Origin of the sequence: Sinorhizobium meliloti (assembly GCF_017876815.1) — a bacterium.
In the GTDB taxonomy this organism is placed as follows: Bacteria; Pseudomonadota; Alphaproteobacteria; order Rhizobiales; family Rhizobiaceae; genus Sinorhizobium; species Sinorhizobium meliloti.
On record NZ_JAGIOS010000001.1, the window covers coordinates 1,354,841 to 1,376,152 of the forward strand.

The 21,312-nt window shown below is 61.6% G+C and carries 17 protein-coding genes; 11 read left to right on the plus strand and 6 right to left on the minus strand.

What is annotated here, in order from left to right; all coding sequences use genetic code 11:
• Positions 1 to 44 precede the first annotated feature (44 nt).
• Positions 45 to 866, minus strand: coding sequence for a pyruvate, water dikinase regulatory protein (locus tag JOH52_RS06455; RefSeq protein WP_010968285.1), 822 nt, complete (start codon positions 864 to 866; stop codon positions 45 to 47).
• A 405-nt stretch (positions 867 to 1,271) separates the two neighbouring features.
• Here JOH52_RS06455 and hemE point away from each other — a divergent pair, with 405 nt between their 5' ends.
• From hemE to JOH52_RS06495, 8 genes are all read left to right on the plus strand, one after another.
• A complete protein-coding gene (gene hemE, locus JOH52_RS06460; RefSeq protein ID WP_014527009.1) occupies positions 1,272 to 2,303 on the plus strand; it encodes a uroporphyrinogen decarboxylase in 1,032 nt (343 codons plus the stop codon).
• Between the two features lie 10 nt (positions 2,304 to 2,313).
• Positions 2,314 to 2,856, plus strand: coding sequence for a protoporphyrinogen oxidase HemJ (gene hemJ / locus JOH52_RS06465; RefSeq protein WP_010970588.1), 543 nt, complete (start codon positions 2,314 to 2,316; stop codon positions 2,854 to 2,856).
• Positions 2,857 to 3,051: 195 nt separating this feature from the next.
• A complete protein-coding gene (gene rho, locus JOH52_RS06470) occupies positions 3,052 to 4,317 on the plus strand; it encodes a transcription termination factor Rho (RefSeq protein ID WP_010970587.1) in 1,266 nt (421 codons plus the stop codon).
• A gap of 351 nt (positions 4,318 to 4,668) precedes the next feature.
• On the plus strand, positions 4,669 to 5,988 hold the full coding sequence (mnmE, locus tag JOH52_RS06475; protein ID WP_010970586.1) for a tRNA uridine-5-carboxymethylaminomethyl(34) synthesis GTPase MnmE: 1,320 nt from the start codon (positions 4,669 to 4,671) through the stop codon (positions 5,986 to 5,988).
• Positions 5,989 to 6,111: 123 nt separating this feature from the next.
• Positions 6,112 to 7,983, plus strand: a complete 1,872-nt coding sequence (gene mnmG, locus JOH52_RS06480) for a tRNA uridine-5-carboxymethylaminomethyl(34) synthesis enzyme MnmG (RefSeq protein WP_010970585.1) — start codon at positions 6,112 to 6,114, stop codon at positions 7,981 to 7,983.
• 8 nt (positions 7,984 to 7,991) lie between these two features.
• A complete protein-coding gene (gene rsmG, locus JOH52_RS06485) occupies positions 7,992 to 8,633 on the plus strand; it encodes a 16S rRNA (guanine(527)-N(7))-methyltransferase RsmG (protein ID WP_010970584.1) in 642 nt (213 codons plus the stop codon).
• A 14-nt stretch (positions 8,634 to 8,647) separates the two neighbouring features.
• Positions 8,648 to 9,442 (plus strand): ParA family protein, encoded by a 795-nt coding sequence (locus tag JOH52_RS06490; protein ID WP_013844943.1) that lies wholly within the window; start codon positions 8,648 to 8,650, stop codon positions 9,440 to 9,442.
• Positions 9,443 to 9,474: 32 nt separating this feature from the next.
• The gene (locus JOH52_RS06495; protein WP_010970582.1) at positions 9,475 to 10,365 is read left to right on the plus strand and encodes a ParB/RepB/Spo0J family partition protein; all 891 of its coding nucleotides are present in this window, start codon (positions 9,475 to 9,477) and stop codon (positions 10,363 to 10,365) included.
• Positions 10,366 to 10,374: 9 nt separating this feature from the next.
• Here the strand turns inward: JOH52_RS06495 and holA are convergent, their stop codons facing one another.
• Genes holA through leuS form a run of 3 tightly spaced genes read right to left on the minus strand, consistent with a single transcriptional unit; the run spans position 10,375 to position 14,581 of the window.
• Positions 10,375 to 11,406 carry a DNA polymerase III subunit delta gene (gene holA, locus JOH52_RS06500; RefSeq protein ID WP_010970581.1) on the minus strand — a complete coding sequence of 344 codons (1,032 nt, stop codon included), beginning with the start codon at positions 11,404 to 11,406 and terminating at the stop codon, positions 10,375 to 10,377.
• A 12-nt stretch (positions 11,407 to 11,418) separates the two neighbouring features.
• Positions 11,419 to 11,964 (minus strand): LPS assembly lipoprotein LptE, encoded by a 546-nt coding sequence (locus tag JOH52_RS06505; protein ID WP_010970580.1) that lies wholly within the window; start codon positions 11,962 to 11,964, stop codon positions 11,419 to 11,421.
• The gene (gene leuS / locus JOH52_RS06510) at positions 11,951 to 14,581 is read right to left on the minus strand and encodes a leucine--tRNA ligase (RefSeq protein WP_010970579.1); all 2,631 of its coding nucleotides are present in this window, start codon (positions 14,579 to 14,581) and stop codon (positions 11,951 to 11,953) included. The genes JOH52_RS06505 and leuS overlap by 14 nt, the downstream gene beginning before the upstream one ends.
• A 264-nt stretch (positions 14,582 to 14,845) precedes the next feature.
• Between leuS and JOH52_RS06515 the strand changes: the two genes are divergently transcribed.
• Positions 14,846 to 15,505, plus strand: coding sequence for a YggS family pyridoxal phosphate-dependent enzyme (locus JOH52_RS06515; RefSeq protein WP_010970578.1), 660 nt, complete (start codon positions 14,846 to 14,848; stop codon positions 15,503 to 15,505).
• 112 nt (positions 15,506 to 15,617) lie between these two features.
• A complete protein-coding gene (locus JOH52_RS06520) occupies positions 15,618 to 17,525 on the plus strand; it encodes an AMP-binding protein (RefSeq protein WP_010970577.1) in 1,908 nt (635 codons plus the stop codon).
• 275 nt (positions 17,526 to 17,800) lie between these two features.
• On the opposite strand, the gene JOH52_RS06525 is transcribed toward JOH52_RS06520, so the two are convergent.
• Positions 17,801 to 18,499 (minus strand): DUF1013 domain-containing protein, encoded by a 699-nt coding sequence (locus JOH52_RS06525; RefSeq protein WP_003531751.1) that lies wholly within the window; start codon positions 18,497 to 18,499, stop codon positions 17,801 to 17,803.
• 277 nt (positions 18,500 to 18,776) lie between these two features.
• Here JOH52_RS06525 and acs point away from each other — a divergent pair, with 277 nt between their 5' ends.
• A complete protein-coding gene (gene acs, locus JOH52_RS06530) occupies positions 18,777 to 20,726 on the plus strand; it encodes an acetate--CoA ligase (RefSeq protein ID WP_010970576.1) in 1,950 nt (649 codons plus the stop codon).
• A gap of 244 nt (positions 20,727 to 20,970) precedes the next feature.
• Here the strand turns inward: acs and JOH52_RS06535 are convergent, their stop codons facing one another.
• On the minus strand, positions 20,971 to 21,225 hold the full coding sequence (locus JOH52_RS06535) for a DUF1674 domain-containing protein (RefSeq protein WP_003531755.1): 255 nt from the start codon (positions 21,223 to 21,225) through the stop codon (positions 20,971 to 20,973).
• Positions 21,226 to 21,312: the final 87 nt, after the last annotated feature.

Genomic DNA, 21,312 nt, shown 5'->3' on the forward strand with positions numbered 1-21,312 from the left:
CCGGTTCCGTGTTCGCGACCTGCAAGCTGTTCTCGCGGTTCGCTCTATCTAAGCCGCGGCCGCAAGGCAACGATTGCTGCGGCAGTCTCCTCTATCGAGCGCCGCGTTACGTCGATCAGCGGCCAGTTGTTGCGCGCGCAAAGCGAGCGGGCATATTTAAGCTCCTCGGCGATCGCCGCCCGATCGGTATAGTCTTCCCCGTGGAAGCTCTGCGTCGTTCCGAGCACGCGATGCTGGCGCACCTGGGAGAGACGCTCGGCCGAAGCGATAAGCCCGACGATGAGTGGTTTCGTCGCCTTCAGGAGCGCATCGGGCAGGGGCACGCCCGGCACGATCGGTATGTTGGCCGTCTTTATACCGCGATTGGCGAGATAGATGCTCGTCGGTGTTTTCGACGTGCGGCTCACGCCCACAAGGACCACATCCGCCTCGTTGAAATCGGAGGGGACCTGACCGTCGTCATGATCCATCGTGAAGTTCAACGCCTCGATCCGGGCGAAATATTCGGCATCCATGACATGCTGCGCACCCGAGCGGCGGCGCGAGGGCGAGCCGAGATAGGATTGGAAAAGTTCAATGATCGGGTCGAGGACCGAGACGCAGGGCACGCCGATCTCGCGGCATCTCTGATCGATGAGGCCGGCAAGTTCCCGGTCGACGATCGTGTAGAGTACGATTCCCGGTGCCCCGTCGACCGCGTCCATGACCTGCATCAGCTGCTTCCGGTTGCGGATCAGCGGATAGACGTGTTCCAGCGCATGGGAGGACTGGAATTGCGCAGCAGCCGCTCGGCCGGCGGCGATCAGAGTTTCGCCGGTCGAATCGGAGATCAAATGCAGATGGAAGTAGTTTTTGCGGTTCTCCACGCAATTCTCCGCGGTCTGTTGATAAGGCGGGACAAAAACAGCTAACGGCGGCGCCTGGCTTCAGGCAAGTGGAAAAGCGGCGACTTGTTCACATCTGACACCTAACCGGAAATCTCTTGCCCGGGCATGTGGACAAGACTCATGGCCACGACAAATTGTCACGCAGATCGACTCCTCATCCACAGGAACCGCAAACTCCCGATCGCCGGCAAGGGGCTGACTCTGCAGTGTTTTACCGGGTTTCCCCGCTTACCGCGCAATTCGGCCGGAATCTCTCCCGCCTCTTTGCCGGAGATTGACGCGGACTGGATAGGATGAGGATTGATTTTAATCCTTGATACCCACCGACTCTAAGAAATAGAAACCTTATAAATTCAGTTTTATTTTTAGATTAGGAAGCGGCAAGTGAGCGAAACGCATCGCAAAGTGCTGGAGGTTTTGAGCGGGAGAGCGCTCACCCCTCCCCCCATCTGGCTGATGCGACAAGCGGGACGCTATCTCCCCGAATACAGGGCGGTGCGCGCGAAGGCCGGAAGCTTTCTCGATCTCTGTTACACGCCGGACCTCGCGGTCGAAGTGACGTTGCAGCCGATCCGCCGCTACGGCTTCGATGCCGCGATCCTTTTCTCCGATATTCTCGTGATACCCGATGGGCTCAAGCGCAATGTTCGTTTCGAAGAGGGACAGGGTCCACGGATGGATCCGATCGACGAGGACGGGATTGCCCGGCTGAGCCCCGATGGCGTCATCGCTCACCTGGCTCCGGTTTTCGAGACCGTCTCCCGGCTGAGACGCGAACTGCCGACGGAAACCACGCTCCTCGGCTTCTGCGGGGCGCCGTGGACGGTGGCGACCTATATGATCGCCGGCCGCGGAACGCCGGACCAGGCGCCTGCGCGTCTTTTCGCCTATCGTCATCCCAAGGCTTTCGAGCGGCTTCTGACGCTGCTCGCCGACATTTCCGCCGACTATCTGGTAAAACAGATCGATGCCGGCGCCGATGCTGTGCAGATATTCGATTCCTGGGCCGGCGTGCTCGGCGAGGAGGAGTTCCAGCGTTTCGCGATCGAGCCGGTCCGGCGGATGATCGCATCCGTCCGCGCGCGCCGCCCCTCGGCCAAAATCATCGCTTTCGCGAAGGGTGCGGGCCTCCTGCTGAAGAATTATCGGCAGGCGACCGGTGCGGATGCGATCGGCCTCGACTGGTTGGTGCCGCTCGCCTTCGCCGCCGAATTGCAGAAGGACGGGCCGGTTCAGGGCAATCTCGATCCGGTGCGGGTCGTGGCCGGTGGCGCGGCCCAGGAGCATGGAACCGACCGCATCCTGGACGTCCTCGGCCAGGGGCCGCTGATCTTCAATCTCGGCCACGGCATAACGCCGGACGCCGATCCGAATCACGTTGCCGCACTCGTCGCCCGCGTTCGAGGATCGCGATGAAAGGGCAGCGATGAGAGGGGAACGCCAAACCGACAGCGGGCCGGGCAAACGGGCTCGACTTCGTGCGGCCATCGCGGTCGCTGCCTTTGCGGCTTTGCTGATCGGCCTCTTCGCCGGGCAACCGGACGACCTCTATCTGTGGATCAAGGCGCTCCACATCATTGCGGTGATCTCCTGGATGGCGGCGCTGCTCTACATGCCGCGCCTGTTCATCTATCACACCGATGCAGCGCCCGGATCGGAACAGTCCGAGACCTTCAAGATGATGGAACAGCGACTGCTCAAGGTCATCATGAATCCGGCCATGATGATCTCATGGGTGCTCGGACTTTACCTCGCCTGGAGCGTCTATGGCTTTGTCGGGGGCTGGCTGCATGCGAAGATTCTCTGCGTTTTTCTGCTGACGCTGGTGCATGTGCATTTCAGCCGCGCGGTGAGAGCCTTCCAGCGGGACGAGAATCGCCGCGACGCGCGCTTTTGGCGGCTGATGAACGAGGCGCCAACCCTGCTGATGATCGCCATCGTCATCCTTGTCGTGGTGAAACCATTTTGAATTCAATCGATTCGCAGCTGCAATAGTTGCTGCTAAATTGCCGCGACCCCTTGCGGCGTTTCACGTGAATCGCTATTTTCCCTTATCTCCTTCTTCCTGTGGCCTGTGACGAAGTTTTAGAGCCTGCCTCTTCCCCCTTGCAGCTCCCTTACAAATCGCGCCGGCTCCCAATCCCCTATCAAGCACGGACCCTTCATGGCTGAAATGAAGCTTCAAGAACTTAAGAACAAGACGCCGACCGACCTCCTGGCCTTTGCCGAAGAGCTCGAGGTGGAGAATGCCAGCACGATGCGCAAGCAGGAGCTGATGTTCGCGATCCTCAAAATGCTGGCTCAGCAGGAAATCGAGATCATCGGCGAGGGCGTCGTCGAGGTCCTTCAGGACGGATTTGGCTTCCTGCGCTCGGCCAATGCGAACTATCTCCCGGGTCCTGACGATATCTATATTTCGCCTTCGCAGATCCGCCGCTTCTCGCTGAAGACCGGCGACACGGTCGAGGGCCCGATCCGCGGGCCGAAGGAAGGCGAACGCTATTTCGCACTTCTGAAGGTCAACACGATCAACTTCGACGATCCGGAGAAGATCCGCCACAAGGTTCACTTCGACAACCTGACGCCGCTCTATCCGAACGAGCGCTTCAAGATGGAACTCGAGGTTCCCACGTCCAAGGATCTCTCGGCGCGAGTCATCGATCTGGTCGCACCGCTCGGCAAGGGCCAGCGCGGCCTGATCGTAGCGCCGCCGCGCACCGGTAAGACGGTGCTTCTCCAGAACATCGCGCATTCGATCACCGCGAACCATCCGGAGTGTTACCTGATCGTCCTCTTGATCGACGAGCGGCCGGAGGAAGTCACGGACATGCAGCGCTCGGTCAAGGGCGAAGTGGTGTCCTCGACCTTCGACGAGCCGGCAACTCGCCACGTCCAGGTCGCCGAGATGGTGATCGAAAAGGCCAAGCGCCTCGTGGAACACGGACGCGATGTGGTGATCCTGCTCGACTCGGTCACCCGTCTCGGCCGTGCCTACAACACGGTCGTTCCCTCCTCGGGCAAGGTACTGACCGGCGGTGTCGACGCAAACGCCCTGCAGCGTCCGAAGCGCTTCTTCGGCGCTGCCCGCAACATCGAGGAAGGCGGCTCGCTGACGATTATCGCAACGGCCCTGATCGACACCGGTAGCCGTATGGACGAAGTCATCTTCGAAGAGTTCAAGGGTACCGGCAACTCCGAAATCGTCCTTGACCGCAAGGTGGCCGACAAGCGCATCTTCCCGGCTATGGACATCCTGAAGTCCGGCACGCGTAAGGAGGACCTCCTGGTCCCGCGTCAGGACCTGCAGAAGATCTTCGTGCTGCGCCGCATTCTCGCGCCGATGGGCACGACCGACGCGATCGAGTTCCTCATCGACAAGCTGAAGCAGACGAAAACCAATGGCGACTTCTTCGACTCGATGAATACGTAAGAGCGAGACTTTCTTTCTCGGGAAAGAGGCCGGCGTGTCCAGCGCCGGCCTCTTCGTGCATCTGGGATGCAGCACATCCTCCTGCCGCCATTCTTTCCCCTGTCGATTGTCATCCCGATCGAGCCCGATACGGGAGTGATTCACGTGAAACGCCGGGGAGATGCGCCCGAAACAGGGCGGCACTTGATTTCGAGCTCGGCTCGGTGCATAAGGCCGCTTCGCTTTAGCCCGACGAGCGTCGCACAATTGCGCTTCCGATTGGCTCTGCCCGATTCCCAATGTTCAAGATGCCGTGATGGCGGGTATGGCCTGCGTCGAACCCTGCTCGTCATTCCGTAAACCGGTAAGCTGATGCTATCCACCGATACGATCTACGCGCTTTCGAGCGGTTCGCTGCCTGCAGGAGTTGCCATTATCCGCGTGAGCGGTCCGGAGACCGCAGATGCGCTGGTGCGACTTTGCGGAACCCTACCCCCGCCGCGCATCGCAACGCTCAGAACGATTCGGACTCGAAACGGTGAAACGCTGGATAGCGGCCTGGTGCTCTATTTTCCGACGCCGGCGTCTTTCACCGGTGAAGATTGCTGCGAATTGCAGGTTCACGGCGGACGGGCCGTGGTGAGCGCCATTCTCGACGAGCTTGCCGCAACCGGCGGCCTACGACATGCGGAGGCCGGAGAATTCGCAAGGCGGGCCTTTCAGAATGGCAAGCTGGATCTGGTCGAGGTGGAGGGGCTGGCGGACCTGATTGCGGCAGAAACGGAAATGCAGCGTCGTCTCGCCATAGAGCAGTCCGGTGGCGGACAGTCCGCACTCTATGCCGGTTGGGCCCGACGGCTGACCCATTCGCGTGCAATGATCGAGGCAGAGCTCGACTTTGCGGATGAGGACGATGTTCCGGGTTCTGTCAGCGCGGTGATCTGGGAAGATGTCGGCAGACTCCGACAGGAAATAGATGGACATATCGCGCGCGCCGGCTTGGCCGAGATCATTCGGGACGGGCTCAAGATCGTCATTGCCGGTGAGCCGAACGCAGGCAAGTCGAGCTTGCTGAACGCCCTGGCGCGAAGGGACATCGCTATCGTGACGGAGGTCGCGGGAACGACACGCGACGTACTGTCCGTGGATCTTTCCTTAGCCGGATTCTCAGTTAAACTCTTCGATACGGCTGGGCTTCGTGAAACGGACGAGCTTGTGGAGCGGGAGGGTATTCGGAGAGCGCGGCAGGTTATCGCCGATGCCGATCTTGTCCTCCTATTATCGGAAAAACCGGGACATTTTCGGATTGATGAGGTTCTTCCGGAAAACGTACCCGTTATTCGGGTCGCAACCAAGGTTGACCGCCCTTCGCCGAGTTGGGCTCCCTCGGATGCGGACATCTTTCTGTCCACGAGGACCGGTGAAGGCATGGCCGATCTGTTGACGGCGCTGCAGTCGCATCTCCCCGATCTGGCCGGTAGGACAGCCTTGGCGATGCCCTCGCGGAAGCGCCATGTCGATTGCCTGCGACAGGCCAGTGCGGCACTGGAGCGCAGCCTGATTTCTTCCGACCTCGAACTGCGTGCGGAGCAGCTTCGGCAAGCAGGCGATGCCCTAGGCAGGATAACCGGGCGGGTCGATGTAGAGAACCTTTTGGACGTGATATTCTCCGAGTTCTGTATCGGAAAGTAACCCGGCCGACGATACAACGCAGGCGAGTCATTGCGCGCGTTTCACGTGAAACGCTCTTGACTCAATCGTATGAACTGACAATCAAGGCGGAAGCCGGAAAAGGGTCTAGGCTGGAGCATGTCTATGACGGACTATGATGTCATCGTGATTGGTGGAGGCCACGCGGGCTGCGAAGCTGCCTCGGCTTCTGCGCGGCTCGGCGCCCGTACGGTCCTCATTACGCATAAAATGGATACCATCGGGGTAATGTCCTGTAACCCCGCGATCGGCGGGCTGGGCAAGGGCCATCTGGTCCGGGAGATCGATGCACTCGACGGCCTCATGGGACGTGTGGCCGATGCTGCCGGCATCCAGTTCCGGCTACTCAACCGGCGCAAGGGGCCGGCAGTGCGCGGCCCACGGACGCAGGCAGATCGCAAGCTGTATCGCGAGGCAATGCAGCGGGAGATCAGCGGGATCGAAAACCTCTCGGTGATTGAAGGCGATGCCTTCGATCTATTGACAGAGGACGGTGTGGTTTGTGGCACGGCTATGAAGGACGGGCGCATCTTTCGGGCGGCAGCCGTCGTTCTTACGACCGGCACGTTTCTAAAGGGCCTCATCCATATCGGTCAGCGCAAGATTCCGGCCGGACGCGTGGGTGAGGAACCGTCTCTAGGCCTCTCCGGGACACTGCGGCGTTTCGGCCTGCAGCTTGGCCGATTGAAGACCGGCACGCCGGCGCGCTTGGACGGGCGCACGATTGACTGGGACCGCGTCGGGCGCCAAGGTCCGGACGAAAACCCGGTTCCGTTCTCGTTCATGACCGATGCGATCATCAATCGTCAGATTGATTGCGGCGTAACGCGAACCACGGATGCAACGCACAAGATCATCGCCGATAACATTCACCAATCCGCGATGTATTCGGGACAGATCGAAGGCGTCGGCCCACGCTATTGCCCCTCTATCGAGGACAAGATCGTTCGCTTCGGCGAGAGGGACGGTCACCAGATATTTCTGGAGCCGGAAGGACTGGACGATGACACCGTTTATCCGAACGGGATCTCGACCTCCCTTCCCGAGGATGTGCAGGACGCCTTCATTCGTACAATTCCGGGGTTAGAGCAGGTCAAGATCCTGCAGCCGGGCTACGCGATCGAGTACGACCACGTCGATCCGCGGGAGCTGGAACTGTCCTTGGGCGTGCGCAAAATGCCCGGACTATTTCTTGCGGGGCAGATCAACGGCACAACGGGATACGAAGAGGCAGGAGCTCAGGGGCTCGTTGCCGGTTTGAATGCCGCGCTTCGCTCGATCGGCCGCGCTCCACATTTCTTCAGCCGCACCGACTCCTACATCGGGGTGATGATCGATGACCTGACTTCGCGGGGCATAACCGAACCCTATCGCATGTTCACGTCGCGGGCGGAATACAGGCTGTCGTTGCGCGCAGATAATGCGGACATGCGGTTGACTCCGGCGGGTATTACCCTGGGATGTGTCGGCGACGCGCGCCGTCAGCGCTTCGAGGCATGGAAGCATTCCTATGAGACGGGACGCACGCTCCTCCAGTCTCTTTCAGTCACGCCAAGCGAAGGCAAGCGTTTCGGCCTGAAGCTCAATCAGGACGGACAGCGTCGGACCGCTTTCGATATCCTCTCCTACCCGGACCAGTCGATCGCCGCCTTGAAGCCGCTTTGGCCTGAACTTCAAACCATTCCTGCCGGAGTGGTCGAGGCGCTGGAGATCGATGCGGCCTATGCTGTCTACATGGAGCGTCAGGCCACTGACATTGCCGGTGTAAGGCGGGATGAAAATACGTCCATACCGGATGATTTCGACTACGAGGTGCTTCCCGGGCTTTCGAACGAGCTTAAGCAAAAGCTGGCACAGCACAAACCGAGGAACCTCGCCCAGGCCATGAAAGTCGATGGCGTGACGCCAGCGGCTATATCTCTCATTTTGTCTTGGCTGCGCAGGCAGGTTCGCCAAGCACAACGTGTGGGTGGGTAAGGTATACAATGCAAGCGAGTCTCACTCAGGCACTGAACGGATTGCGTGTTTCACGTGAAACGGTTCAAAAGCTCGAACATTTTGCCTCCCTTTTCCAGAAATGGGCGCGATCGATCAACCTCGTCGCGCCGTCGACGCTAGAGGATTTATGGCGGCGCCATATCCTCGATAGTCTCCAGCTTTACCAACTCTCCCCTGGGCCGAAGACCTGGGTCGACCTCGGAAGCGGCGGCGGATTTCCCGGGGTCATTACGGCGATTTGCCTCTCGGAGGCAGAGGGCGGATGGGTCCATCTGGTGGAGAGTAATAACAAGAAGGCCGCATTCTTGCGCGTTGCGCTGAGGGAAACCGGAGCCAGGGGTTCCGTTCATCCGATTCGAATCGAGGCAGCGCCCGCCGAAATCCCGAGTTGCGACGCGATTTCGGCGCGTGCGCTCGCCGATCTGAGCCAATTGCTCGACTATTGTGCTCCATGGATGCTCGCTGAAGGCTCCGGAACGGTCGCTTTCTTTCACAAAGGGCGGGATTATCAGCAGGAAGTCGACAAAGCCGTTAGCCGCTTTCAATTCGATCTGATAAAACATGCAAGTGTCGTCGAGCCGGATTCGGTTGTGCTCGAGATTGCAAATCTTTCACGTCGGACGAAGTGATAGGCGAGCGAAACATGTTTGGCCCAAAGAATCGGATTATCACTATTGCCAATCAGAAGGGCGGCGTCGGCAAAACGACGACGGCCATCAATCTTGCGACGGCGCTCGCCGCCATCGGCGAAAGGGTGCTGATCGTCGATCTCGATCCGCAGGGCAATGCCAGCACCGGGCTCGGGATCCAGCGTCGTGCCCGGCATCTGTCTTCCTATGAGTTGATGATGGGGACCCATTCCATCGGCCAGATTGCACAGGATACGGCGGTGCCGAATCTTGCCATCGTGCCTTCGACCATGGATCTGCTCGGCGTCGAAATGGAAATTTCCAAGGAATCGGACCGCGTCTTCAGGCTTCGAAAGGCTTTGGCTTCGGTGGATGCCCTCGCCTATTCCTATGTGCTGGTAGACTGCCCGCCCTCCTTCAATCTCTTGACGATGAATGCGATGGCGGCGGCGCATTCGGTTCTCGTGCCATTGCAGTGCGAGTTTTTTGCGCTTGAAGGCTTGAGCCAGCTGTTGGAGACGGTGGATCAGGTGCGGCAGACGGTCAATCCGGGCCTCGATATCCAGGGTATCGTACTGACTATGTTCGATTCCCGGAACAATCTCGCCCAGCAGGTCGTCAGCGACGTCCGCTTGCACTTGGGGGATAAGGTTTATCATACCCTCATTCCCCGCAATGTGCGGGTGTCCGAGGCACCTTCCTATGGCAAGCCGGCCATTCTCTATGACCTTAAATGCGCCGGAAGTCAGGCTTATCTCCAGTTGGCCTCGGAAGTCATTCAGCGCGAAAGGCAGCGGAAGGCCGCCTAATCGTTTCGGTATCGTAATTAATTGGGTGTCAGATGAACGACGACAGCTCCAAGAGGCGTCTGGGTCGCGGCCTTGCCGCTTTGATCGGCGAAATGGATCAGCCGCTGCACACCGGCGCTGCTCCCGCCGCCACCATCAGCGCCGATCGGCGGATCCCGATCGAGTTCGTTTCCCGTAACCCTCGCAACCCCCGCCGGCAGTTCGATGAGGCCGAGCTCCAGGACCTTGCAAGCTCGATCCGTCAGCACGGGATCGTTCAGCCGGTCGTCGTGCGCACCATCGGTCACGAACGATATGAGATCATCGCCGGCGAAAGGCGCTGGCGCGCGGCGCAACTTGCCGGCTTCACCGAAATACCGGTCATCGTGCGCGATGTCGACGACAGGACGGCGCTCGAAATCGCCATCGTCGAGAATGTTCAGCGCTCCGACCTCAATCCCCTCGAAGAGGCCCTGGGCTACGAGCAACTGATCGCGGAACACGGCTACACGCAGAACGATCTCGGCGACATCATCGGCAAGAGTCGAAGCCATGTTGCGAACAGCCTGCGCCTTCTGAAGCTGCCGGAGCCCGTGCGCGACATGCTTTCCGATGGCAGCCTTTCCGCGGGCCATGCCCGCGCGCTTATACCCACATCGGACCCGGTGGCATTGGCGCGCGCGGTCGTCTCGAAGGGTCTCTCGGTTCGCGAGGCCGAACGGCTGGCGCAGAACGACATCAAGTCGCAGAACGATCCCAACTACGCAAAGGGCCGCCAGCGCGAGGAAAAGGACGCCGATACGCTGGCGCTGGAGCGCACCCTGTCGGATAGCCTCGGCCTCGAAGTGAGTGTCAACCACAAGGCCAGCGGCGGGCATCTCAAGATCACATATAAGACGCTCGATCAACTGGAAGAGATTTGCCGGCTGCTCGAACGGCGTTGAAGTACAAACTCAACGCCTCGCCGACTGGATGGTGATCGCCAGGAGATTCTGGATCACCAGGCTTTCCTCGAGGCTCTGGCGGCTGCGGCTTTGATAGATCGTCGCCTGCAGGCGGCCCAATTCGCGTCGAATCGCCGGCCCGGTCCAGTGTTTCAGCGCCGCCTCGACAACCGGCTTGCGGCGGAAGTGCAGGCCGCGGCCGAGGCTTGCGACGACCTGGCCCGCAGACTGGCGGCTCGCATCCATTTCGGCTCGCATCACGTCGAGCTGCTGGAATTGCCTGAGGCAGGCCTGAAGCACCAGGAAAGGCGGCGTCTTGGATGTCGTGATCTTCTTCATCGCATGCAGCAGCGCGTCGGCGTCGCCCTTCAACACCGCATCGACCGCATCGTCGACCGAAATGGCGCTGGCGTCGCCGACGATACCGAGGACGTCATCCTCATCGACCATATCCTTGCCGCGGCAATAGAGGGCGAGTTTGCGAAGCTCGTTGCGCGAAGCCATGCGGTCGCCCCCGAGCGCCTCGACGAGGCGTTCGCGCGCGGCGGGACCGATGCGCAGGCCCGCTTCCGAAAGTTCCGTGTCGACAAGTGCCTGCAGGCCCCTGATGTCGTCGCTGTAGCAGGCGATCGAAGCGACGGAGCGGGAAGTCTCGCCAACCTTCCTGAGCGCCGCCCCCTTCTTGAGGTCGCCGGCTTCGACGATGAGACGGGCGCCGGCCGGGGGATCGGCCGCGAGGATCTGCAGCGCTTCGGTGAGCGCCTTCTCAGCGGACGCGCCGCGCACCCAGACCAGCTTGTCGCCGCCGAACAGGCCGATGGCATTGACCTCGTCAAGCACGCTACCGGCGCCCTGCAAGGTAGCTGCGTCCAGCTTGACGACGGCGAAGGGATCATCGAGGGGGATGCCGAAGCTGCCGGCGAGCTCGGACGCGCGTTCCGAGACGAGGCCGCGATCGGGACCGTAGAGCAGGAATAGCCGGTAGATCGCCGCAGATCGCTGCAGGAAACTATCGAATTCGTGCGACTTGACCTCGCTCATCTGACGATCGGATCAGCGGCCGAGGGCGGCTGCAAGGTCGGCCCCGATAATCTCCGCCAGCTCCTTGGCGGCGCGGTTCTCGCCGTCGCGCACGGCGCGAATCTTGGCGAATTCCTGCTGGGGGAAGTCGACCAAGGCGACGGCCGTCCGGTTGCCTGCCTTCACGGTCTCGCCGGTGGCGGTCTTGGTCAGGTTGTAGTCGGCCTTCACGACGATGCGGCCGGCTCCGGCGTCGTCGTCGTCATGGTCATTATCCGTGCTCTCATAGAGCACGCCCATTGTCCGGTGCGAGACGCTAAGCGCCAGATGGTATTGCGGATTGACCGGTTCGCCCTGGCCGCGCGACGTCAGAAAGACGAGGGCATTTCGGACTTCCTGCTCGACGCGGTCGTCGGCTTCCGAAATCTCGATCGCGGCAAGCGCGATCGACGTCGAGCCAGTCGGACCGTCGGAATAAAGGGGCCTGACCTGGCAGCCGCCGAGTGCCGCAAGCGACAATGCGCCGGCTACGAAGCCCAAGGACCGAAGACGGAAGCCAGCTATATCAGACAACGACATTGACGATCCTCTGAGGCACGACGATGATCTTCTTCGGGCGGCCGCCGTTGAGCGCGGCCTTGACGGCATCCAGCGCGAGCACGGCGCTTTCGATCGCACTCTGATCTGCGTCGCGCGCGATTGTCAAATCGGCACGCTTTTTCCCGTTGATCTGGACCGGCAGCGTGATCTCGTTCTCGACGATGAGCGCAGGATCGAATTTCGGCCAAGGCCTCTCGGCGATGAGACCTTTGCCGCCGATCTCCCGCCAGCATTCTTCCGCAAGATGCGGCATCATCGGCGCGATCAGGTTGATCAGGATCGCGGCGGCGTCCTTTACCGCAGCAGTCAGAGCGTTGTCCGCCTTGCCGCTCGCGACCTGCGTCAGCGGGGCGGCCATGGCGTTCACCAGCTCGTAGATACGTGCGACCGCCTTGTTGAAGGCGAGCTTGTCATAGTCCGCCTCTACCGCCTTGAGCGTGCGATGTGCGGCCTGGGACACTGCAAGCCCCTCGCCTCCGCTTGCCGGCGCGGCATCGACGGCACGCAGCCTCTCCGCGGCCTCGGTCAGAAGACGCCAGACGCGCTGCACGAAGCGATGGGCGCCTTCGACGCCTGCCTCGGACCAGATGACGTCGCGATCCGGCGGCGAATCGGAGAGCACGAAGAAACGTGCCGTGTCGGCACCGTAGGAGCCGATGATGTCATCCGGGTCGACGACGTTCTTCTTCGACTTCGACATCTTCTCGATCGAGCCGATGGCGACTTCCTCGCCGGTCTCGATGTGGACCGCGCGCCGCTGTCCGTCGACTTCCTCCACGCGGATCTCGGCGGGCGTGATCCATTCCCGCTGCGCGCCTTCGCCGCGGCTATAGGTCTCGTGGACGACCATGCCCTGCGTGAACAGCCCCTTGAAGGGCTCGTCCAGCGCCACATGGCCGGTCGCCTTCATCGCGCGGGTGAAGAAGCGCGAATAGAGCAGATGCAGGATCGCGTGCTCGATGCCACCGATATACTGGTCGACCGGCAGCCAGTGATTGGCCGCTTTCGGATCCGTCGGGTTGTCCTCCCAGGGCGCCGTAAAGCGGGTGAAGTACCAGGAGGAATCGACGAAGGTATCCATCGTGTCGGTTTCCCGGCGCGCGTCCTTGCCGCATTGCGGGCAGGCGACGTGACGCCAGGTCGGGTGACGATCGAGCGGATTGCCGGGTTTGTCGAAGGTCACGTCCGGCGGCAGCGTCACGGGCAGATCTGCCTTCGGCACCGGAACGACGCCGCAGTCGTCACAGTGAATGACCGGGATCGGGCAGCCCCAGTAGCGCTGGCGGGAAATGCCCCAGTCGCGCAGGCGGAAATTGACCTTGCGCTCCGCGCGCGGCGTGCCGTTCAGCAGATCGTTTTCGAGCCTGGAGGCGACGGTCTCGAACGCCTCTTCCGCCGAAAGCCCGTCGAGGAAGCGCGAATTGATCATCACGCCGTCGCCGTCATAGGCCTCGTCGCCGATCGTGAAGGTCTGCGGATCGGCATCCTTCGGCATCACCACCGGAACGACCGGCAGATCATATTTGCGGGCGAAGTCGAGGTCGCGCTGGTCGCCCGAGGGGCAGCCGAAGATGGCGCCCGTGCCGTAGTCCATCAGCACGAAATTGGCGACGTAGACCGGCAGCTCCCAGTTCGGATCGAAGGGATGCCGTGCGCGTATGCCGGTGTCGATGCCCTTCTTCTCCGCCGTTTCCAGTGCGGCGAGCGACGTGCCGGCGCGCCGGCATTCCTCGCAGAAGGCTTCGATCTCGGCGTTCTTGGCTGCGGCATCCCTGGCGAGCGGATGATCGGCGGAGATCGCCAGGAAGGAGGCGCCGAACAGCGTGTCCGGCCGCGTCGTATAGACCGTGACTTCCTTTTCCTCGCCGGGGACCGTCGCCGGATCGAGCTCCCAGCGGACCGAAAGCCCTTCTGAGCGGCCAATCCAGTTCTTCTGCATCAGCCGCACTTTTTCGGGCCACTCGTCGAGCGTGTCGAGCGCGTCGAGCAGATCCTGGCTGAAGTCGGTGATGCGGAAGAACCATTGCGTCAGCTCGCGCTGTTCAACGAGCGCGCCGGAGCGCCAGCCGCGGCCTTCTATTACCTGCTCGTTGGCAAGCACAGTATTGTCGACCGGGTCCCAGTTGACCTTCGACTGCTTTCGGTAGACCAGGCCTTTTTCCAGGAAATCGAGGAAAAGGTGCTGCTGGCGCTGGTAATATTCGGGATCGCAGGTCGCAAATTCCCGGCTCCAGTCGAGCGAAAGCCCCATGACCTTGAGCTGCGCCTTCATCGAGGCAATGTTCTGGTACGTCCAGCTCGCCGGATGGACGCCGCGCTCCATGGCGGCGTTTTCCGCCGGCATGCCGAAGGCGTCCCAGCCCATCGGGTGCAGCACGTTGAAGCCGCGGGCGCGCTTGTAGCGGGCGACCACGTCGCCCATCGTGTAATTGCGCACGTGACCCATGTGGATCCGTCCGGATGGATAGGGGAACATCTCCAGGACGTAATATTTGTCGCGCGGATCGTCGTTCTTCGTCTCGAAGACCTTGCCCGCTTCCCATTGGTGCTGCCAGCGCGGTTCGGCATCGCGCGGATTATATCGTTCGGTAGCCATGTCTTTGTCGATGTTCCGGAAATTCTGCCGGGCGCGAGCGCCCGCGCGTGATAGCTGGCGTGACCTTCACCACGAAACGCCCCAAGCGTCAAGTTTTGAAGGATTCGCCAGGCGGTCCACTCGATTCGCAGTTCAACGAGGGCAGATGACGCCACGGCCGAGGCGAACCCGCCCGCTCCGGCTTGTGCTGGACTTGGCAAGCACCGCAAGTTTCAATAAGCCGCTAGCGAAGATGTCGAAACGATCTTGAACAGGAGCGTGGGGATGGAAGTCGAGGAACGGCTGAACGAAGTGCTGAGCCGGATTCGCGCAAGCGAGAAGTCGGCGAACCGTCCGGAAAATACCGTCAGTCTGGTGGCCGTGTCGAAAACCTTCGACGCCGAGACGATCCGGCCGGTGATCGAAGCTGGCCAGCGCGTCTTCGGCGAGAACCGCGTGCAGGAAGCGCAGGCCAAATGGCCCGCGCTCAAGCGTGAGACCCCCGACATCGAGCTGCACCTGATCGGTCCGCTGCAATCCAACAAGGCTGCCGACGCCGTTGCGCTCTTCGACGTCATCGAGACGATCGACAGGGAGAAGATCGCGCGCGCGGTCGCCGCCGAAATGAAGCGCCAGGGACGCGACATCCGCCTCTATGTTCAGGTGAACACCGGTCTCGAGCCGCAGAAGGCCGGCATCGCGCCGGAAGACGCGGCCGCTTTCGTCGCGCTCTGCCGTGACGAGTTGGCTCTGAACATCGAAGGACTGATGTGCATTCCGCCGTTCGACGAAAATCCGGGACCGCACTTCGCCCTGCTCGCCAAGCTTGCCGGTCAGTGCGGCCTTTCCAGGCTCTCCATGGGCATGTCCGGTGACTTCGAAACGGCAATCGCCTTCGGCGCCACCGGCGTGCGGGTAGGCTCCGCCATTTTCGGAGCGCGCTGAGTCCCGCTCCCCATTACCCTTTCGTCGGGGTTCCCGTTTACCTCCGTTCGCCTATCTTTCGAAGTGGAGGAACCGGGCTTCTCGTCCGGAGAGCGAGTGGGAGGAAACGGGTATGGCGAGCCGCTATTCCGAAGTGTATGCCGCGTGGAAAACCGATCCGCACGGCTTCTGGGCAGATGCCGCATCGGCGATCGACTGGTTCAAGCGGCCGGAGCGCATTTTCGAGCCTGCCGGCGGCACCTATGGTCACTGGTTTCCGGACGGCGTCACCAACACCTGCCACAACTGCCTGGACCGGCATGTCGAGGCCGGCCGTGGCGAGCAGCTGGCCTTTATATACGACAGTCCCGTCACCGGACGGATCGAGAGGATCTCCTATGCGGACCTGCTCGCCGATGTGAAGGCTATGGCTGCGATCTACCGCAAGCTGGGCGTCGACAAGGGCGATCGCATCATCATCTACATGCCGATGATCCCGCAGGCGGCGATCGCCATGCTCGCGGCAGCGCGGATCGGCGCGGTGCATTCCGTCGTCTTCGGCGGCTTTGCCGCCAACGAACTCGCCATGCGCATCGATGATTGCCAGGCGAAGATCGTCGTCTCGGCGAGCTGCGGGCTGGAGCCCGGGCGAACCGTCGCCTACAAGCCTCTGCTCGATCAGGCGATCGAAACGGCCAGCCACAAGCCGGCCCGTTGCCTCATCTATCAGCGCGACATGCTCGCCGCCGAAATGGTTAGCGGCCGCGACATCGATTTCGCCGAAGCGCTTGCGGCGGCCAGAGACGCCGGTGAGGAAGCCTCTTGCACGCCGGTCGCCTCCACCGATCCGCTCTATGTCCTCTATACGTCCGGCACGACCGGCCAGCCGAAAGGCGTCGTGCGGGACAATGGCGGCCACATGGTCGCGCTCAGATGGTCGATGGAGCACTTCTTCGGAGTCAATGCCGGCGACGTGTTCTGGGCGGCTTCCGACATCGGCTGGGTGGTCGGTCATTCCTACATCGTCTATGGGCCGCTCCTCAACGGCTGCACCTCGGTCCTCTTCGAAGGAAAGCCGGTCGGGACGCCCGACCCCGGAACCTATTGGCGCGTCATTTCCGAACGCGGCGTGGCCGTCATGTTCACCGCGCCGACGGCGCTGCGAGCGATCCGCAAGGAGGACCCGGAAGCGGCCCATGCGGGCCGTTACGACCTGTCGCGGTTCCGGGCGCTTTATCTCGCGGGCGAGCGGGCCGACCCGGACACGATCCGCTGGGCGGAACGGGCGCTGAAGGTCCCGGTCATCGATCACTGGTGGCAGACCGAAACAGGATGGCCCGTTGCCGGCAATCCATTGGGTCTCGGCCTCCTGCCGGTAAAATACGGTTCCCCGGCGGTTCCCCTCCCCGGCTATGACGTGCAGGTCGTCGACGACGCGGGCCACCCGGTGGAAACCGGCACGCTCGGCAATGTCGTGATCAAGCTGCCGTTGCCGCCCGGCTGCCTGCCGACTCTGTGGAATGCCGATCACCGCTTCCATGCGGCCTATCTCGAGGAATATCCCGGCTTCTACAAGACGGCGGATGCCGGCTATGTCGACGAGGACGGCTATATCTTCATCATGGCCCGGACCGACGACATCATCAACGTCGCGGGACACCGGCTGTCGACGGGGGCCATGGAAGAGGTTTGCGCCAGCCATCCGGACGTCGCCGAATGCGCCGTGATCGGCATCGCCGATCCCCTCAAGGGGCAGGTGCCGGCGGGCTTCCTGGTCATCAACGCCAATGTTTCCCGTGAAACGGAAGAAATCGAGAAGGAGGTTGTCGGTCTCGTGCGCGAGCGCATCGGGCCGGTCGCCGCCTTCAGGACGGCGGTCTGCGTCAAGCGGCTGCCAAAGACGCGATCCGGCAAGATTCTGCGCTCGACGATCCAGAAGATCATCGACCGACAGCCATGGACGATGCCGGCAACGATCGACGATCCGGCGATCCTGGACGAGATTACCGAACTGCTGCGGTCAAAGGGGATCGGCGTTTAGAGCGGGATGAGGAAAAGTGTGCGCGGTTTTCCGCCCCGCATCCCGCGTCTCAACTTCTTGGAATCGATCACGTTAATGCTTTTAGGTCGACTCGACTAAAAACATCGTGATCTAGCACTTCCAGGAAGTGTGCGCGGGACTGCACCTCGTCCGCCTGCCGGCAAGCGGGGCCAAAAGGCAAGCGGCGCCCGCCTGCGCCGATCCTGTCAGCGACGGTCAATAAAAAACCCGGATCCTGCGATCCGGGTTTGTGCATCTCGCCGATGGCGAAGCGATCAGTAGTCGTCTTCCTCGTCGTCCTTGCGGTCCGACTTCAGCGACTTCAGCTTGGCGAAGACGGCATCGGCGTCGATTTCCTTTTCCTCTTCGCGATCCTGGCCGTAGTCGAGCTTCTCGGTTTCCTGTGCGGATTCGAGCGTTGCGCCGGTCTCGGCTGCCGAAGGCAGCGGGCGCCCCTTGGAGGCGCGCTCGACCTCGAGGTCCAGGTCGATCTGCGAGCAGAGGCCGAGAGTCACCGGGTCCATCGGCGTCAGGTTGGCGGAGTTCCAGTGGGTGCGCTCGCGAATCTGCTCGATCGTCGCCTTCGTCGTGCCGACAAGACGCGAGATCTGCGCGTCCTTCAGCTCCGGATGGTTGCGGACCAGCCACAGAATGGCGTTCGGGCGGTCCTGACGCTTGGAGACCGGCGTATAGCGCGGGCCCTTGCGCTTGGAGTCCGGGACGCGGACCTTCGGCTCCGAAAGCTTGAGTTTGTGATTCGGATTTCCTTCGGCGCGTGCGATCTCGTCGCGCGAAAGCTGACCGGTAGCGATTGGATCGAGGCCCTTGATACCCTGCGCCGATTCACCGTCGGCAATCGCCTTGACCTCGAGCGGGTGCAGCTTGCAGAACTGCGCGATCTGGTCGAACGAGAGTGCGGTGTTGTCAACCAGCCAGACGGCTGTTGCCTTGGGCATAAGCAGTTGCTGAGCCATGGATATAGTCCTTTTGTCCGTCCGCGCCGGTGTCGCGGGCCGTGGAGTCTACCACTCATTTCCGGGAATTGGGGGTTCTATACCGTTCTTGTCTCGAAATTGCAATTCTTCACTTTCAAATGTGCTTTTGTCTAATTGCGGACCGGAAGCGACCTGCTTATGAATTGTCGCAAAGGACCGGTGGGAGCCGATCCGGGGCGGAATGAGGAAATCTGTGCGCGGTTTTCCGCCGGCATTCCGCCCATGATCTGACCAGAAATGCGCAGGGAGGAAAATTATGGACGTCAAGACCTACCCGGTCCTGGAAGCGGCCAAGAACCGCACGCTGCTCGACAATGCGACCTATCTCGAATGGTATCGCGAGAGCGTTGCCGATCCGGAGAAGTTCTGGGGCGAGCACGGCAAGCGGATCGAATGGTTCGAGCCCTATACCAAGGTCAAGAACACGTCCTTCGAGGGCGATGTCTCGATCAAGTGGTTCGAAGACGGACTGACCAACGTCTCCTACAATTGCATCGACCGCCACCTGAAGACGCACGGCGAAAAGACGGCGATCATCTGGGAGGGAGACAATCCCTATCTCGACAAGAAGATCACCTATAACGAGCTCTACGACAAGGTTTGCCGTCTTGCCAACGTCTTGAAGGAGCAGGGCGTAAAGAAGGGGGACCGCGTCACCATCTACATGCCGATGATCCCGGAAGCAGCCTATGCGATGCTCGCCTGTGCCCGCATCGGCGCGATCCATTCGGTCGTTTTCGGCGGCTTTTCGCCCGAGGCGCTCGCCGGCCGCATCGTCGATTGCGAGTCCACCTTCGTGATCACCTGCGACGAGGGCGTGCGCGGCGGCAAGCCGGTTGCGCTCAAGGAGAACACCGATACCGCGATCGACATCGCTGCCAGACAGCACGTCACGGTCAGCAAGGTCCTCGTCGTGCGCCGCACCGGCGGCAAGGTCGGCTGGGCACCGGGCCGCGATCTCTGGTATCACCAGGAGACCGCGGCGGCAGAGCCGCATTGCCCGCCGGAAAAGATGAATGCGGAGGACCCGCTCTTCATTCTCTATACTTCGGGTTCGACCGGGAAGCCGAAAGGCGTGCTGCACACGACCGGCGGCTATCTCGTCTATGCTTCGATGACGCATCAATACGTGTTCGACTACCAGGACGGCGACATCTACTGGTGCACGGCCGATGTCGGCTGGGTCACCGGTCACTCCTACATCGTCTACGGGCCGCTCGCCAATGCGGCGACGACGCTGATGTTCGAGGGCGTGCCGAACTTCCCCGACGCGGGACGGTTCTGGGAAGTAGTCGACAAGCACAAGGTCAACATCTTCTATACCGCGCCGACCGCGATCCGCTCGCTGATGGGAGCGGGCGACGATTTCGTCAAGCGCTCCTCGCGTTCTTCGCTGCGCCTGCTCGGAACGGTCGGCGAGCCGATCAATCCGGAAGCCTGGGAGTGGTACTATCACGTCGTCGGCGACGAGCGCTGCCCTGTCGTCGATACCTGGTGGCAGACCGAAACCGGCGGCATACTGATCACGCCGCTGCCGGGGGCTACCGATCTCAAACCCGGCTCCGCGACGCGGCCCTTCTTCGGCGTCCAGCCGCAGATCGTCGACAGCGACGGCAAGGTCGTAGATGGCGCGGCCGACGGCAACCTTTGCATCACCGATAGCTGGCCCGGACAGATGCGGACGGTCTATGGCGATCACGAACGCTTCATCCAGACCTACTTCTCCACCTACAAGGGCAAGTATTTCACGGGCGACGGCTGCCGCCGCGACGAGGACGGCTACTATTGGATCACCGGCCGCGTCGACGACGTCCTGAACGTTTCCGGCCACCGGCTCGGCACGGCGGAGGTGGAATCGGCGCTCGTCTCGCACAACCTCGTTTCCGAGGCGGCGGTCGTCGGCTACCCGCATCCGATCAAGGGTCAGGGCATCTATTGCTACGTTTCGCTGATGGCCGGCGAGGTCGGAGACGACGAACTGCGCCAGGCGCTCGTCAAGCACGTCCGCTCGGAAATCGGACCGATCGCGACACCGGACAAGATCCAGTTCGCGCCCGGCCTGCCGAAAACACGCTCAGGCAAGATCATGCGCCGGATTCTCCGCAAGATCGCCGAGGACGATTTCGGTTCGCTCGGCGACACTTCGACGCTCGCCGATCCGGGCGTCGTCGACGACCTGATCGCCAATCGTCAGAACCGCGCTTGATGTGAGCCGGGGTACGGGTGGCAACAGCCCCTCATCCCGCTGCCGCGACCTTCTCCCCGCAAGCGGGGAGAAGGGGCATTGCGGCCACCGCACTCCCTCGCATTTGCTGTAACCGCATCAGCATTCTCGTCCCCTCTCCCCGCTCGCGGGGAGAGGGTTAGGTGAGGGGCGAAGCGCAAAGCGATGTACGGGTGGAACGCAGCGGCCGATTCGCCACCGAAACGAAAACCCTGACGGCCTGCCCTCAGAAATCGATCGCGCGGCCCTTGATCTCCCAATCGCCGAAGCGAGCCGGGTCGAGGCCGCCGCGCCCGCCGAGTTCCGCCGGCATATCCTTCGGCGCTTCGGCACGTCGCCGCTCTTCCGCCTCCTTCAGAGCGCGTAGCGCTGCCGGGGAAAGCGGACGTTTGGGGCGGTCGGGAGAATTGTCGTTGTCGTTCTGCATACCGGTCGCGGTTTCCGTAACGATATTGAAGAGCTGGCCGTTTATCCCCATCATATAGGCACTTCCGTGTGAACGGAAAAGCTTGATTCACGTGAAACCTTCGCGCGTACCGAATGGAACGAAGCGGCTGCAGGCGGCTTT

What these genes read in the sequence shown, in the direction of transcription:
- hemJ (WP_010970588.1), top strand. Translation starts at nt 2,314, where the DNA reads ATGAGAGGGGAACGCCAAACCGACAGCGGGCCGGGCAAACGGGCTCGA.
- rho (WP_010970587.1), top strand. Translation starts at nt 3,052, where the DNA reads ATGGCTGAAATGAAGCTTCAAGAACTTAAGAACAAGACGCCGACCGAC.
- mnmE (WP_010970586.1), top strand. Translation starts at nt 4,669, where the DNA reads ATGCTATCCACCGATACGATCTACGCGCTTTCGAGCGGTTCGCTGCCT.
- mnmG (WP_010970585.1), top strand. Translation starts at nt 6,112, where the DNA reads ATGACGGACTATGATGTCATCGTGATTGGTGGAGGCCACGCGGGCTGC.
- rsmG (WP_010970584.1), top strand. Translation starts at nt 7,992, where the DNA reads ATGCAAGCGAGTCTCACTCAGGCACTGAACGGATTGCGTGTTTCACGT.
- JOH52_RS06490 (WP_013844943.1), top strand. Translation starts at nt 8,648, where the DNA reads ATGTTTGGCCCAAAGAATCGGATTATCACTATTGCCAATCAGAAGGGC.
- JOH52_RS06495 (WP_010970582.1), top strand. Translation starts at nt 9,475, where the DNA reads ATGAACGACGACAGCTCCAAGAGGCGTCTGGGTCGCGGCCTTGCCGCT.
- holA (WP_010970581.1), bottom strand. Translation starts at nt 11,406, where the DNA reads ATGAGCGAGGTCAAGTCGCACGAATTCGATAGTTTCCTGCAGCGATCT.
- JOH52_RS06505 (WP_010970580.1), bottom strand. Translation starts at nt 11,964, where the DNA reads ATGTCGTTGTCTGATATAGCTGGCTTCCGTCTTCGGTCCTTGGGCTTC.
- leuS (WP_010970579.1), bottom strand. Translation starts at nt 14,581, where the DNA reads ATGGCTACCGAACGATATAATCCGCGCGATGCCGAACCGCGCTGGCAG.
- JOH52_RS06515 (WP_010970578.1), top strand. Translation starts at nt 14,846, where the DNA reads ATGGAAGTCGAGGAACGGCTGAACGAAGTGCTGAGCCGGATTCGCGCA.
- JOH52_RS06520 (WP_010970577.1), top strand. Translation starts at nt 15,618, where the DNA reads ATGGCGAGCCGCTATTCCGAAGTGTATGCCGCGTGGAAAACCGATCCG.
- JOH52_RS06525 (WP_003531751.1), bottom strand. Translation starts at nt 18,499, where the DNA reads ATGGCTCAGCAACTGCTTATGCCCAAGGCAACAGCCGTCTGGCTGGTT.
- acs (WP_010970576.1), top strand. Translation starts at nt 18,777, where the DNA reads ATGGACGTCAAGACCTACCCGGTCCTGGAAGCGGCCAAGAACCGCACG.
- JOH52_RS06535 (WP_003531755.1), bottom strand. Translation starts at nt 21,225, where the DNA reads ATGATGGGGATAAACGGCCAGCTCTTCAATATCGTTACGGAAACCGCG.